This window comes from Candidatus Desulfatibia sp. (genome assembly GCF_036446775.1).
Lineage (GTDB): Bacteria > Desulfobacterota > Desulfobacteria > Desulfobacterales > UBA11574 > Desulfatibia_A.
Map to the genome: position 1 here is coordinate 1 of NZ_JAZFTO010000155.1, position 13992 is coordinate 13992.

Consider the following 13992-nt stretch of genomic DNA (forward strand, 5'->3'; position numbering starts at 1 on the left):
TCGTAAATTCAGACCTCATCATTCACCAGATAAAAATGACCGTAGGCCGTTATATACTGCGGGATTTCACAAAAATTGAACATCCGGTCGGTCTGGGTTAGGAGGTTCAGCCTGCGACGAGCTCAGCCGAGTCGGGTTCAGTGTTCAGGCCTCCGGCTGGTAGAGGCACGATCCTACGCCTCGGAGAGGTTAATCGCTTCACGCTTATTCCCTATAGAGTTGAATTCATAGGGGTAATTAAATGAGGGACCAACCTCTGAACCTTTGAACGTTGAACCTTTGAACCCAACTTTTTGATTAGAGATGGAACGTTTTGTTCAAAAAATCACCGCATCATCTATCATTATTTACGAGATCTGAAATACAAAAAGCGTATTTGAATTCTGATCTTTCAAACGCGATCTAAGAGGTCATATCTATGCGAGCGCATTATAATATTTTTTATTGGTCAATGATTATAATCCTCTTCAGTTTATCATTTTTTTTTACCTATAGAATCATATCCTTTAAGTTAAGTTTAACTTCGGCTTCTGGATCACTTTCAGTAAAAAGCGGTACTGAAGTAGAATTTGTGAAGGCCATCGATGGTGACGAGATTGCAGTTAAAACGGAAAATCAGAACTTCATCGTTAAGATTTTAGGCATAAAATCCTTTGATCCCACGGTGAACGACCCTTATGTGGCGGGCATTGCACAACAAGGGTTTTCATTTTTAATCAAGCAGTTCGCCGGTAAAAAACTGACCTTGAGATTTATCGAGTTTAAATTGGATGACAAGAACCGAGTACTCTCCTATATTGAATGCGGAGGGAAGGATATTGGTCTTGAGATGATAAAAAATGGCATGGCTCTCGTATACATCCGTTACCCCTTCGAAAGAATGGCCTTCTATCTTGTGGAAGAAAAGAAAGCCCGTATAGCAAAAAAAGGGTTGTGGGGAAATAAAGCAACCACTGAAAGGGCAAAAAAACTAAAAATTCTATGGGAGCAAGAAAGATCAGATGTTTAATTTTCTCATCAAGTTTTTCATTAAATACACTACTAAAATCAACATCACGTCTTTCAAAACAGTTCTGTTTTTTTTGGCTCTCCTTTGGTTTTCGGCCTCAGGCTATCTCTTCTTTGAGATGCAAAGCAAGCCTGATTTAAAATGGTCAGATGGATTGTGGTGGGCTGTCGTTACTATAACTACAGTAGGCTATGGTGATTTTTTTCCCGAAAGTGCCGGCGGAAGATATTTCATTGGACTTCCTACAATGATTCTTGGTATTGGAATGCTTGGCTTTATATTATCTGAAGTAGCTTCCAAACTGATAGAGTCAAAATCAAGGAGATCGCGAGGTATGGCTGAACTGAAACTTACAAATCATGTGATAATTATTAATTTCAACAACCTGGAGAAGATAATAAAACTTATTGATGAGTTGAAATTCGATCCATCCAGCAAATACAAACAAATTTGCTTGATTGATGAGACACTTGACGAGCTTCCTTTAGAGCTTGAAAAAATGGATGTTCTTTTCATAAAAGGAAATCCTACAAAAGAGTCTGTACTCAAAAGGGCATGCCTATATACCGCCAGCCACGCTATAGTCCTTTCAAAAGATCCGGTGAATCTACATTCTGACGATCAGAACCTCGCGACGATTCTCATAGTGAAAAACCTTAGCCCTTCCGTGATCACCGTAGTTGAATGTCTTGACAATGATAAAATTAAACAGTTTAAAGCCGCTGGATGTGACAGTGTTGTCTGTATCGCTCCTCTTACAACCAACCTCCTTGTCCAGGAAATGCAAGACCCGGGAGTACAGACTATTATCACTGAAATTACGAGCAATACATACGGACAACAGCTATACTTGGTAAATATTGAAAAAATGGAAAAATGGCAGGCGGCAGAACTTATTGAATGGTCAATAAATAAGGGATATGTCGTTATCGGCATCAAAAGAGGAGACCAGACATTCTTGAACTGTAAGAAGGATTTTGGAATTCAAAAGGGTGACAAGGCTATAATGTTGGGTCCCTCGCGACTAGCAGGAATTGAAATTTGATTTTTATTGATTAATTTATTAGAAAAGTAAATAAAGTTGACAGAATGACACAACTTTAGTATTTTCAGCTATCCTGGGCACTCTAAACTAACAATGGGAATGCGTATGTTTGACAAAAATTGGATCCCCCATAGTGAATCCATTAACTCGCGGCAAATAACCATTCATAGCCCTTGAAAGTAAAAAGGAGCGGTCATGGAAAATCTAGGTTATGAAATATTACATGGCGCAAGCCTCATTCTTTTGTTCATGTTCATTGTCTTGTTCTCCAAAATGGTCAATGACTTTCTCACGCCATATAAGGTCGATGATGAATTGACCCATAAGGACAATGTCGCTTTATCTACAAGTATCGGCGGCTATTTCTGCGCAACGACAATCATTTATATTGGTGCCCTGCTGGGGCCGTCACAGGGTATTCTTATGGATCTTCTTTTTGTGGGCGGTTATACAATATTTGGGATCATTCTGCTTAACATTTCCCGATTTATTAATGACAAACTGATTCTTTATAAATTTTCTAATGTTAAGGAGATCATTGAAGATCGAAATGTCGGCACAGGTGCGGTTCAATTTGGCTCTTACATTGCTTCGGGCATGATTGTTGCCGGAGCAATACATGGCGAAGGCGGCGGCGTACATACAGCGTTGGCGTTTTTTGCTCTCGGTCAGATGGCTTTAATTGCTTTTGCCTGGATCTATAACCGCATAACGCCTTTTGATATTCATGAGGAAATTGAAAAGGATAATGTTGCCGCAGGCATTGCCTTTGGTGGAACCCTTGTGGCTGTTGGTATTATTTTGATGAAAGGCGCTTCAGGAAACTTTATCAGCTGGAAATACAATTTGTCATTCTTTGGCATGGACGTTGTTTTGGTTTTCATCCTTTTACCGGTTGTTCGAATTTTTTTTGACAAGGTTATTATTCCCCGGGCGGCGTTGAATCACGAGATTCAATTCGATCGAAATCTTGGGGCAGGATTCCTTGAAATGATCATGGCCATCAGTTTTTCGGCCATTTTGTTTTTCAGCATGTCATGATTATTTAACGAAGAAATAACGTGGAGGAAAAATCCGATCTTTCCCAAAAATATCTTAAAGGTCAAAAAATGAAAACAGAAAAAAGGGCCGTTCCCTTAGGGGTTCAAAAACCCGGGAGTAAGCTGGAAACATTGACTCAGATCGCCATCGCATTGATCGCTTTTGGCTCTATTTGCTTGATTTCAGCTTTAGTCGTTAACTTTTCCTGGGGGAAGTCGATATCCAAAAGTTTGCCGTTACAAGGAGGAATCGTTGGGCCGATTCAGGTTAAAAAGGATCGTACGGTCTATCTTGTTGAAGTGTTTCAACGCGTTAGTTACGGCCAATGGAGCTCTGTAACCGGCAATGTCCTGGATCAGGACAAAAATTATTTGTTCGGTTTCGGGGAAGAATTTTGGGCGGAGTCTGGCCGGGATAGTGAAGGTCCGTGGGCAGAAAGCAAGAATAGCTACAAGATGAAGATGACCCTTCAAAAGGGGACCTATTATTTCGAATTTGAATCCGAAAGATCGCGTAATGTAAGTGGTAATATTACAATTTTAGTACATCGGAAAAGAGGGTCTCCATTACCGTTTCTAATTGCAGGGATAATAGCGCTAATTATCGGTGTTGTAGTGAATGAAATCGCCAATCAGACATTTACCAAAATGATAGAAGCGATTGAGGTTGATTGAAAGGAGCCCTTATGCGCAGTCAAAGAGGAAGTGTTGTTCTCGGGCTGATTGTCATCCTGGCAGTACTTTATTTTTTAATATTGCGTTCCAGTATGGGCGGATGGGGGTATGCGGGCTATTATAGAGGCGCTACCTATTATCCTTCATTCTGGTATTTTGGCGGCCCTCGTTATTACACGGGCCCCAGTGTGAGAACCGGCAGTGTGGGTGGGTCCAGCCCCAGTAGCAGGGGACCCAGATCCGGGAAATGACGTTTTATATTTACGGCCTCAGCCCCTTGCAAATTCCGGCAAAAGATATTACCTGTCATACATTTAACATCCATACGCATGCATAAAACCGACAACCCGCAGATTTTTTCTTGGCACCTTCCCCACTCTTTTTCGTAGTTTTATTATGAACCAAGAATCGAAACTTGAATCACATAAAGAGATCTCCATCCTGATATTGTCCGTATTTATCGCGGGCCTTTGTTCCATTATCTATGAGCTTTTAATCGCGACAGCTTCGGCATATTTTCTGGGCGACAGTGTCAAACAGTTTTCCATCACCATCGGTCTCTATATGGCTGCCATGGGGATCGGTGCCTATATATCCCGGATTTTTAAAACCAACCTTCTTTCAAAATTCATAGCCATTGAAATTATTCTCGGCTTTGTCGGCGGGACCAGTATACCCGTCCTTTATTTCGGCTACGCCTATACAAATTCTTACACGATTTTTATGATTCTCCTGATCCTGATTATCGGTACGTTAATCGGCCTGGAAATCCCTTTATTAACAAGGATCATGGGAAAATACTATACGTTGAAAATCAATATATCAAATATCCTTTCGGTCGATTATCTTGGTGCCTTTATCGCCACACTCCTTTTCCCATTTTTGTTTCTTCCTTTTCTGGGAACCTTTAAGAGCTCTCTGTTTTTTGGACTTGTCAATATGGGAATCGGTTTTTTGAATCTGTGGTGCTTTAAGGAAGAACTACGGATCAGTCAAAGAAAGTACTATACGGTGGCGGCAATTGGCGTCTGTCTGTTTCTTTTTACCATGTTCTTTTCTTCCAAGTCTCTTATGCATAACTTGAGCAAAGAGCTTTATCAGGATCGAATTATATTTTCCCAACAGACCAGATATCAAAAGATTGTCTTAACAAAAAACAAAGATGACATCCGCATGTATATTGACGGAAATCTTCAGTTTTCATCCATCGATGAATATCGGTATCACGAAGTTTTGGTACACATCCCTTTGGGAGTCGCACCTTACAGATATAACATTCTTATTTTAGGCGGTGGAGATGGTTTGGCAGTCCGTGAAGTTTTAAAGTATAGTGATGTCAAAAGGGTGACCATTGTTGACATTGACCCTGTAATAACTCGAATTTCGCGTGATAACCCGCTTTTAAGTAAAATTAATCAGCAAAGCCTGAAAAATGCTAAGGTTAAGATAATTAACCAAGATGCCTTTATATTTCTTAAAAACACAAAAGATCTGTTCGATGTTATTATTGCGGATCTGCCCGATCCGAACAATACGTCCCTGGCGCGGCTATACAGCAAGGAATTTTATCATTTGGCGGCCTCACACCTGGCGCGTACCGGGATTTTTCTCACCCAGGCCACGAGTCCGTTTTTCTCAAACAAGGCCTTTTGGTGCATCAACAATACCATCAAAGCAACCGGTATGAGCACTAACCCCTATCATGCATATATCCCGTCCTTTGGTGACTGGGGATTTGTAATGGCCTCAAAGATGAAGCTGTCTATCGACAAAATCAAGATTAAGGTGCCGACCCGGTATCTTGAAGACGACATCGTTAGAAACCTTTTTATTTTCACAAAGGATTTGATTGGCAAGAATCCGCAGGTCAGTACCATAGACAAGCCGGTGGTGCTCAAGTACTATTTAGAAGGATGGAAATATTGGAATTGAGTGTCATGAACTATTTTTTCCCCGGCAGAATGTTTGTAAATTGATATTCCTCAACAGATATCCCCGTTGACGCCTCAAAATCATTTTTTCCCCACTGTTCAATGGAAAGGAACTTTTTGCCGGAATCGTCTTCATAGTCCCATACAAAAAACTTCTGTCCCGGGCCTTTTCCGTCCTTAAGAAAATGCCCGCTGCCCGACTCCTCGAGATAGTAGGTTATGCCTTCAAATGTAATTTCATCAGGCGGGGCTTCATCTTTACGAATGTGTGCTTTTATTCCGGATCCAAGGCGGCCAATGGCAATTTTTCTGCCTATGCTCCAATCGTCCTCATCATCGGCCTCTCTTTCCAGATAAATGGTCTCATCAAGACTTTCGAGCTGCCATTCGTAGGTGAGATCCCCGGAACCCCAATCATACTGATTATATGCTGTAACCCGCCATGTTTTCATGTCAAAGTCCACCATATAGCCAACCCGAAGCTTGGATAGGGTAAGTTCTGCCAAAGGATCGGGTCCGTTGCCCTTTTTCTTTTTAAAAAGATCTTTCCAACTCATTTTATCTCCAGTCCTATGTGATTCCCATCTTCTTTTTCAGTTCCAAAAGACTATCCGATGCAGCCACTTTCTGACCGCTTTCAAGTGCGGCATTAATTTCATCATCAACGCTTCTATCGGCACTTGCAATCTCACCATAAGCCTGGGAAAGGGATTCGTCTTCTTCAACCTTGGCCTTCATCTTTTCCAGCATTGCAATTGTACCGGAAGAGTCGACATTTGCCAGTTGCTTGTTGATTTTCTTGGTGGATGCTGCTGTTTTGGCGCGGGCTTTTAAGGTAATAAGATCATTTTCATAGGTTGTTATACTTGATTTTACCTTGCTGACATTTGACTGCAATTTATTTGCCATCTGTTCATGGCGTTCAGCTTCCTGCGCCAACCTGACGGCCTCATTGGCATGATTTTCCTTTTTTGAAAGGGCCTCGGTTGCAATTCGCTCAGCATCCTGGGCATCCATTTCATTGTTTTGTATTTTCTGTAAAAGGAGCATCGCCTTTCTTTCATAGTCAGCGGCAATTTTTTTATTGTTTTCAGAATCTTTTCTCGTCCGTATAGCAATCCCCTTGACCTCGGCCAGACTGGTCATGGCCTCTAGCAGATCTTTTTTCAGATCCCTGATCCCTTGCTCTGTCATCCTTATAGGATCTTCGAATTTATCTACAACCGCATGGGCTTGCGACTGGCCAACTTTGAAAAGGCGTTTGAAAAGTGACATAATTAACTTCCTCCTTATAAAATCGTTGATTTGTTCATCGGCTAAACCGTTTGTTGCATACACATTTAACCCGTGAAACATTTGACGAATTGCCTAAAATCAAGCAACATGCTCCAAAAGTTCAGATCCGTACTCTGACAGTGCCAGGCTCAATGCCTGAATAGAGGCTTCGAGCTCGTTCCTGTCCAGATTTTCAAGCTGAAGGGTATCCCGGAAAAGAATAATCTCTGCATTTTCATCAATCACGAAGGCGCCGTGGACCAGATTTCGATTCATCTGCAAAAGGCGCTTGAAAAAATCTGTCGGACTTGGCGGAACTTTCATGATGACCTGTTCGAGAACAAGTATCGGTTCTTCGCAATCTATGATGAGATTTTTAATGCCTTTTTCCTCGTCTTCCACAACAACAAGTTCTTCTTCAATGTTTTCACTTATTATGGCTAATTCCATATCATGAAGATACTCTTTGACCAGTTTAAATTTTTCACTCATAAACACCTCCAATTGGGTTAACTGGGTTTACTGGTTACCTAGTTGACAAGCGTTAAATCGTTATCTGCAAGTTCCTTCCTGTCAACGTTCAATCCTGATCCGGCTTTGAGTGACCACAATGTTCCTCTCGTTGGGATATGAATGAATCGTGGATACCTTTGCCCCTGACTCATCAAGCCCAAGCCAGATTATTGTTTTTGGCTGCGCAAGACCCTTAAAGCCTGAGAACTCGTATACCAATCCAAGCTGATTCTTATGCTGCCCGGCGCTCTGGGCCATGCGCTCAATGCGCAGGGGCTCGCCATCCCCTAAACCGGCCTTGATAATACGCGGAGTGAAAGCATAGGAAACCTTGCTGAAAAGACTCAGGTCAAGCGAATCTGAAACATCCTCCAGCGAACCGTAATATATCCTTGCAGATGAAGCCTTTACTTCCGCGCAGGAAACGACCTCATGGATCTGCAGGTCAGCATATTTAAAGCTGATGAAATGGCTCGCGCCGATAACCCTGGCCTCAACCTCAAAGCCGAACCCTGAAGCCCGGTCCTGCATGTGCACGGCAAACTGCGAGGCATCCACATCTGCTGCCAAAACCGTAAGGCACAGGTCCGAGGCTGAAAGATCAATGTACTGTGGAGAATCCATGCTCATTTTCCTATTGCCACCAACTCTATTGTGTCAGGGATCATCTGTCCTCTCAAACATTAGATTAATATCATTAAAGATGTGGTTTGTAAATCTTGATTTTTTGGATTCAAATTTTAAAAATTCATAAAGATTCTCTGTTTTTCATCAATTATGACGGTGCCGAAATAAGTTCTGTATAACCATTTTTTGATTAGGCCGATTTTATTTTGAAGTTTTGCTTGTTTCATCTTTTACCAGCATCTCATCCGGGTTTTTCATAATATCGTCTGCCTTCCATTCGGGCAGTTCAAACGGGTAGTCGTTTCCAGAAGAAACAGCGGGGTAGTTTTCACTATCCTTGTCTGGTTTGGCAAATACGGACAGGGAGTAATCCCGGGTGCCTTTTAACAAAATTTTATAAATCGGATCAGTGAAATCCCCTTTTTCGCGGCCACTGATATATTTATCACCGCTTAAGTTGGAAAGGGTCGAAAGTAGGGGGTTCAATTTGGATTCATCAACTTTTTTACCCTCATCAGTCTGCCACAAGGCTTCGGTTTCCGAAACTGTGGCCTCCTGGGCTTGCTCTTTTTTAGCGGCAGTAACAGTCACCGGTATCTGCCTGCGGGTGATGACCATCGATTGTCGGCCCCGGATGATGTGGATTTCATGAATTTCTGCTTTATCAAAAGAAAGCACATTCCTGTCCCTGAGACGTTCCATGGTCTGGTCAAAGTCGCTTCTGAAATTTTGGCGGGCATGATAGACGCGGTGGTCTCCGGCGATCCGGACAAAGGTGTGCTGGAAAGATGAGGCCGTTTTGCCCACCTCAAATTCCCGTTCGAGTTGTTCCCCCTGCCAGGCTTTCACCGCAATTTTTTTTTCGTTATCCAGACCATAGCGGTCATAGGATTTGGATTCGGAAACCAGGGTTGTCAGGGTGAGTTTTCTGATGATGTTCAGCATGTTTTTAACTCTGCCCGTGTCGGCCGGATAACCCTGGGGCAGAAGCTTCCATCCATTAGCAGTCTTGCTCAATATGATGGGGCCTTCGGGTTTTGAAATTTCAATTTTTGTAATGTTCCCTTTTGAGATTTCGGACAACTCCGGCAACCGGTAGCTGATTTTGTCCGGATTGCGGAGAATCTGATATAAAGAAAGCGCTGCTATCACAATAAAAAGAATGCCGTACTCTTTCTTGAGTTTCATGGGTGCCGTTTCCTATTTCTGAAACATCATCCGGATGTGTTTTTTGCGCGAATGCCGGCGGAACCAGACCGTTAGACCGAACAGTACGACCAGTACGGGCAACCCCGCGATGTTAAAAGATTTTATGACTGTCTTGATCCCCGGACCGGTATCAGCCAAAGGATTAAAGCGCTGCTCCTTGCTTCTCATAACGGCAATGTCTTCCCGGTTGTTCAGGTAATCCAGCAGATTCATGATAAACATGGTATTCGGATTGCGGCCTTTTGGGTCGAGGATATTGTCCTTGAGCATATCCGAGGATGCCATCAAAAAGATTTTGCCGGGTTTTCCTTGGGAGAGAAATTCGCCTTCACCCTTTATTTTCGAAAGATCAACATCGGGTTTCTTGTCCGGTTCTTTCTGAGCGTCTGATTCTTTAACATCACCCTTTGCCAAAGTCTTCTCGGGAATGGGTTTGCCGTCAAAATAACTGGGAAATTCACCTTCGATAATATATGCCAGGGGTAGGCTCTGCATATCATCGGCTAATTTCGGCGGCTGAATGAACATGGGATGGAGGTTAATCTGCCCGCTCATTTCCCAGGATTTTTCCGAAGAGGAAAAGAGCCTGTGGGCCGCAAGACCGTTTTCCTTGATGCGCTGCGTATCCAAGTCCAGCGGGGAAATTTTTAAGGCAATAAGACCTTTAATATTCTTCATAAATTCCAAATCGTGGTTGATATTGCGGTTTTTGATCACCGGCGCAAAATAAATGGGTCGTTCCCCGCCGCCGAATCGTGCCGGAGTTCTCTGTTTAAAGCTGCTTTCGTCCATGACATACGACTTTCTGATGCTGACACCGTAATGGGCCAAAAGTTTTTCGAGTCCGGTCTTCAGGGGAACATAACGAGGATTTTGTCCCCTGAAGGCCATGCCCTGAGGACTGGGCGGCATTACCTCGTTAAAGGCGTCCAGAAAGACGGCTAAACTTTTGCCCTGCATCAGAAACTGGTCGATTTGAAGCAGCTCATAGTCACTGAAGGTTTCCGTGGGCCGCGCAATGACCAGGCAGTCGAGGCCTTTAGGAATGTTGCCCTCTTTAAGATTGACGGCCTTAATCGTGTAGTTTTCCGATATAAGTTCCCGAAAGTTGTTTACCTGATCCGAATCTCCCGGCCGGGTTGGGCCGGTCTGGAAGGAGCCCTCAACATCGAGGGTGCCGTGACTTGCCAGCAAACCTATATTCTCGTTGATATCGATGAGGGATTCCAGGCTCTCGTTGATGATCTCTTCCATCTGATTTATATCCGTCAATTGGTACTGAGTTCCTATGATCGGAATTTTGAAAACCCGCAACAGCGGGATATGAACTGATTTGTCTTTGTATTCCATCACAAGACCTATGACGCCTTTACCCTGCTTGATTTTTCCGGAAAGCGCCGGCCATGAGAGGCTCACAAGGTTATACTTCTCAGATTCCTTTTTAAGGTTCTGATCTGTGGAGGGATCCAAATATTCGAATTGCAGTTGGCCGTAATGCTTGTTGTTGAGTCTCTTTACAATGCGCTCTATTTTTGCGGGTATTTCAGTAAGTGGGTTCAATCCCATATACGGTGCAACCTGTTCGAGGGAAGAGGAGAGGAAAAGTTTGATTCGGATTTTTTCGGGCAGGCTTAAGAGGGCGCTGACCTTGTTGTTGAGTTTTAAAATGGCGTTTGTCAGCTTGTATTCGAGTCCGTCCGTGGATGTAATCGTGGGGATACGTTCAATGACATCGCCGTGGATCAGCACAAGGCCCATGTAAGCCGTCTGAAATTTAATTTCATCCTTTTCAAAGGCCTGAATCTGAACCGGATGAATGCCGTAATTGTTCGCCAATTCCCGATTTTCCATAGTTCCCCGACTGATATCGCCCTCATCAGGGCTGACATCATAAAAGCGGTAGTTAAAGTATCGATTGGCATAGGTCGCATACTCCTTTAGCAGGTCTTTGAGATACTGTTCGGTACTATTGTGGGGCGCTGGAAGGTTGCGGGTGAAGAAAACATTAATGGTCAATGGTTCCGAAAGGGTGGATACTACCCGTTTGCTGGCATTTGAGATAGAGTATATCTTGTTTTCCGTCAGATCAATCCTGAAAAAAAGTGTTATTCCTGCCAAATTGACCAGGATAATAACAAGCAGATAAGCAAGAAATTTTATATATTTTGCGGATATGTTTTTCAGACCCATTTAAATTTCCCTTAATTTTTCTCTTGCAGCGCAAGATGTGTGCCGTAGAGACTGATAAAAATAATACTCAGAAAATAAAGCAAGTCCCTTGAGTCGATAATGCCCTTTGAAATGTTCTGGAAGTGAAAATCGGCTCCCAGATATTCTAAAAATGGCAACAACGTTCGGGGAAGGAAAAAAAGCATTTTGTCGATCAATGTGAGACTGATGCAAATGGCCGTGCCGATGATAAAGGCAATGATCTGATTGCGCGTCAGCGATGAGGCCAAAAGCCCGACGGCTGCATAGGAGGCACCCAGAAAAATCGCACCGATGTATCCCCCTGCCACCGGACCCCAGTCGAGGTTACCTAAAAACGATATACTTATGGGATAGGCCAGGGTGGGAGCCAGCATAGCCGCCACAAAAGCGACTGCTGCTATAAATTTTCCAAGAATTACGTCGTGATAGGTTACGGGAAGGGTCAGCAAAATCTCATAAGAGCCGACATTAAGCTCCTCGGAAAACAGCCGCATGGTGACGGCCGGGATGATAAAGGAGAATATAAGGGGGAGCAGATCAAAGAAGTTTCGAAGACTGGCCTGGTTAAAAAGAAAAAAAGTTGAAAAAAAGAACCACCCCGTGACGATAAGAAAAATGGATATAACAATGTAGGCGATAGGGGTGACAAAATAGCCTCTGAACTCTTTGATGAAAATATGAATAACCTGCCGCATCTTAGTTCTCCGTAGTAAGTTCTCGGAAGATATTCTCAAGGGTTTGCGTTTCCTGATAAAGTTCTATCAAAATCCATTCGGTCTCTTTGATTTTCCGGTAAATATCGCCCCGAAGATCAGCCGAAGGTCGGCAGATAACGCTTGCCTGAAGGACACCCTCATTATTCGTCTCCATTTGTACCTCCTCAACGCCCTCAATGGAACCGAGCTCTTTTTTGACCGATTCATAATCTGAATTCAGGAGCAAAATGTTTATGCGGTTCTTTCTACCGGCAGATTGCTTAAGGGTTTCCAGACTGCCGTCTGCAATGATTTTACCCTGTTTGATGATGACAACCCGGTCGCACGCAGCTTCGACTTCACTGAGAATATGGGTGGAGAGGATAACGGTCTTTTCCTTTCCGATGCGTTTGATAATCTCTCGAATCTCAATGATCTGGTTGGGATCAAGGCCCGATGTGGGCTCGTCCAAAACCAGTATTTCCGGGTCGCTCATCATGGCATGGGCGAGCCCCACCCGTTGTTTAAAGCCCTTGGAGAGTTCGCCGATGGGTTGGTGCATAACATCGTTAAGACCGCACAGGTCTGCAAGATACTTAATCCGTTTGAGTTTCTCATTTCCGTCAATTTCCCGGATATTGGCGACGAAATCCAGGTAATCGTAAACGATCATATCATGGTAAAGCGGTGCCGATTCCGGAAGGTAACCTAACAGTTTTTTGATCTCTAAAGGATTTTCCGCAATGGTGAAGCCTTTGACACGAATAGTTCCGGCGGTGGGCCGCAGAAAGCCGGTGAGCATTCGAAGTGTGGTGGTTTTGCCGGCGCCGTTGGGCCCCAGCAGTCCCAAGACTTCACCTTTATGGATGTCGAAGTTGATTTGATCCACGGCACAGATATCCTTATACTGTTTTGTTAGATTCTCAATATGGATCATTTTTCTCTCCTTGCTTAATTATTTTTACTTCCAACTTAACCTGTTCTCCGAAGGTGCGGGTCAAAATTACTGTTTGCTGTCTGGTTAATTTTACCCCTTAATAAACCTTATCTTAATGGTCCATCTTAGTAAACGAATAAGTTGGCAAAAGATATACAAAATTACTCCGGAAATATTAGCATCTTTCCCGCTGCGCACACCATAGCCGATTTTCGCAATCAGAATGCCAGCAATCACAACAAGGCTAAATATCAATGCCTCACGAGAAAGGACCAATTTCAATTTTTTCTTATCCATAAATAAAATCGCATTACGATTTTATGAAACTCCCCCGCACCGGAATAATGAGAGCTTCTATACGTTACAATAAACTTTTGATACTTTCAAGCGGCGGGGCGATACGGGGCCTTCTGATGATATCCATATCACGAAATAACCGGTCTGTTTCAAAGTCAGAGGGTTCTGTTGCTTTGGCTAAAGCGGCTTCCGGCGCGAAGTTTAACTCACCAAATGGTTTTCCTCATGGTTTTAAAAGATGAGTCTGTCCTGTTCGGACAGCATCGAAATAAAGTTTTCCTGTCAACATTAATTTCCCAAATCTACCTTTCTTCCTTTCCATTATAATATCAACAAGTTCTTCACGTGTTTGTGGTGGTATTACTTCGGTAGGTTTTTTCAAAAGGGATATTGATTCAGTCGGGCAGTTAGAGACACAAACGCCGCATCCAAGACAGCGGTCCAGGTTTACAACAGCGTACTGTTCTTTTTCAGAAACGCTCACCGCACCGACCTGACAGCTTTCTTCACAATTACCGCATCCTTGGC

At 43.2% G+C, this 13992-nt stretch carries 16 protein-coding genes; 6 read left to right on the plus strand and 10 right to left on the minus strand.

Translation table 11 applies throughout. The features are described 5' to 3' along the window. Positions 1-571: 571 nt before the first annotated feature. The 6 genes from V3S16_RS07675 to V3S16_RS07700 all read left to right on the plus strand — a co-directional run bounded on the left by V3S16_RS07675 (position 572) and on the right by V3S16_RS07700 (position 5701). Positions 572-1009, plus strand: coding sequence for a thermonuclease family protein (locus V3S16_RS07675; RefSeq protein WP_413884088.1), 438 nt, complete (start codon positions 572-574; stop codon positions 1007-1009). Continuing rightward, positions 1002-2054, plus strand: coding sequence for a potassium channel family protein (locus V3S16_RS07680; RefSeq protein WP_413884089.1), 1053 nt, complete (start codon positions 1002-1004; stop codon positions 2052-2054). The genes V3S16_RS07675 and V3S16_RS07680 overlap by 8 nt, the downstream gene beginning before the upstream one ends. Before the next feature lie 195 nt (positions 2055-2249). Further along, complete coding sequence (locus V3S16_RS07685; RefSeq protein ID WP_413884090.1) at positions 2250-3095, plus strand: DUF350 domain-containing protein; 846 nt, start codon at positions 2250-2252, stop codon at positions 3093-3095. 20 nt (positions 3096-3115) lie between these two features. Next, positions 3116-3769, plus strand: coding sequence for a hypothetical protein (locus V3S16_RS07690; RefSeq protein WP_413884091.1), 654 nt, complete (start codon positions 3116-3118; stop codon positions 3767-3769). 11 nt (positions 3770-3780) lie between these two features. Beyond that, positions 3781-4020, plus strand: a complete 240-nt coding sequence (locus V3S16_RS07695; protein ID WP_413884092.1) for a hypothetical protein — start codon at positions 3781-3783, stop codon at positions 4018-4020. A gap of 145 nt (positions 4021-4165) precedes the next feature. Further along, complete coding sequence (locus V3S16_RS07700) at positions 4166-5701, plus strand: polyamine aminopropyltransferase (protein WP_413884093.1); 1536 nt, start codon at positions 4166-4168, stop codon at positions 5699-5701. A 10-nt stretch (positions 5702-5711) separates the two neighbouring features. Here V3S16_RS07700 and V3S16_RS07705 read toward each other — a convergent pair whose 3' ends face one another. The 10 genes from V3S16_RS07705 to V3S16_RS07750 form a co-directional block, all read right to left on the minus strand. Beyond that, positions 5712-6257 (minus strand): DUF4178 domain-containing protein, encoded by a 546-nt coding sequence (locus V3S16_RS07705; protein ID WP_413884094.1) that lies wholly within the window; start codon positions 6255-6257, stop codon positions 5712-5714. 13 nt (positions 6258-6270) lie between these two features. After that, positions 6271-6975, minus strand: a complete 705-nt coding sequence (locus V3S16_RS07710; RefSeq protein WP_413884095.1) for a PspA/IM30 family protein — start codon at positions 6973-6975, stop codon at positions 6271-6273. Between the two features lie 99 nt (positions 6976-7074). Beyond that, positions 7075-7467 carry a YbjN domain-containing protein gene (locus tag V3S16_RS07715; RefSeq protein ID WP_413884096.1) on the minus strand — a complete coding sequence of 131 codons (393 nt, stop codon included), beginning with the start codon at positions 7465-7467 and terminating at the stop codon, positions 7075-7077. Between the two features lie 81 nt (positions 7468-7548). Further along, positions 7549-8112, minus strand: coding sequence for a DUF2617 family protein (locus V3S16_RS07720; RefSeq protein ID WP_413884097.1), 564 nt, complete (start codon positions 8110-8112; stop codon positions 7549-7551). Positions 8113-8316: 204 nt separating this feature from the next. Further along, positions 8317-9303 (minus strand): DUF4340 domain-containing protein, encoded by a 987-nt coding sequence (locus V3S16_RS07725; protein WP_413884098.1) that lies wholly within the window; start codon positions 9301-9303, stop codon positions 8317-8319. A gap of 12 nt (positions 9304-9315) precedes the next feature. After that, a complete protein-coding gene (locus V3S16_RS07730; protein WP_413884099.1) occupies positions 9316-11514 on the minus strand; it encodes a GldG family protein in 2199 nt (732 codons plus the stop codon). 11 nt (positions 11515-11525) lie between these two features. Continuing rightward, positions 11526-12230: an ABC transporter permease subunit gene (locus V3S16_RS07735; protein WP_413884100.1), complete on the minus strand. Its 705-nt coding sequence runs from the start codon at positions 12228-12230 to the stop codon at positions 11526-11528. Between the two features lies 1 nt (position 12231). Continuing rightward, the gene (locus V3S16_RS07740; protein ID WP_413884101.1) at positions 12232-13167 is read right to left on the minus strand and encodes an ABC transporter ATP-binding protein; all 936 of its coding nucleotides are present in this window, start codon (positions 13165-13167) and stop codon (positions 12232-12234) included. A 90-nt stretch (positions 13168-13257) separates the two neighbouring features. Further along, positions 13258-13464 (minus strand): hypothetical protein, encoded by a 207-nt coding sequence (locus V3S16_RS07745; protein ID WP_413884102.1) that lies wholly within the window; start codon positions 13462-13464, stop codon positions 13258-13260. A gap of 223 nt (positions 13465-13687) precedes the next feature. Beyond that, on the minus strand, positions 13688-13992 hold a 305-nt coding region (locus tag V3S16_RS07750; RefSeq protein WP_413884103.1), incomplete at its 5' end, for an ATP-binding protein.

Coding starts and splice junctions, on each gene's coding strand:
- V3S16_RS07680 (WP_413884089.1), top strand. CDS start 1,002: ATGTTTAATTTTCTCATCAAGTTTTTCATTAAATACACTACTAAAATC.
- V3S16_RS07685 (WP_413884090.1), top strand. CDS start 2,250: ATGGAAAATCTAGGTTATGAAATATTACATGGCGCAAGCCTCATTCTT.
- V3S16_RS07695 (WP_413884092.1), top strand. CDS start 3,781: ATGCGCAGTCAAAGAGGAAGTGTTGTTCTCGGGCTGATTGTCATCCTG.
- V3S16_RS07700 (WP_413884093.1), top strand. CDS start 4,166: ATGAACCAAGAATCGAAACTTGAATCACATAAAGAGATCTCCATCCTG.
- V3S16_RS07705 (WP_413884094.1), bottom strand. CDS start 6,257: ATGAGTTGGAAAGATCTTTTTAAAAAGAAAAAGGGCAACGGACCCGAT.
- V3S16_RS07710 (WP_413884095.1), bottom strand. CDS start 6,975: ATGTCACTTTTCAAACGCCTTTTCAAAGTTGGCCAGTCGCAAGCCCAT.
- V3S16_RS07715 (WP_413884096.1), bottom strand. CDS start 7,467: ATGAGTGAAAAATTTAAACTGGTCAAAGAGTATCTTCATGATATGGAA.
- V3S16_RS07720 (WP_413884097.1), bottom strand. CDS start 8,112: ATGGATTCTCCACAGTACATTGATCTTTCAGCCTCGGACCTGTGCCTT.
- V3S16_RS07725 (WP_413884098.1), bottom strand. CDS start 9,303: ATGAAACTCAAGAAAGAGTACGGCATTCTTTTTATTGTGATAGCAGCG.
- V3S16_RS07730 (WP_413884099.1), bottom strand. CDS start 11,514: ATGGGTCTGAAAAACATATCCGCAAAATATATAAAATTTCTTGCTTAT.
- V3S16_RS07735 (WP_413884100.1), bottom strand. CDS start 12,230: ATGCGGCAGGTTATTCATATTTTCATCAAAGAGTTCAGAGGCTATTTT.
- V3S16_RS07740 (WP_413884101.1), bottom strand. CDS start 13,167: ATGATCCATATTGAGAATCTAACAAAACAGTATAAGGATATCTGTGCC.
- V3S16_RS07745 (WP_413884102.1), bottom strand. CDS start 13,464: ATGGATAAGAAAAAATTGAAATTGGTCCTTTCTCGTGAGGCATTGATA.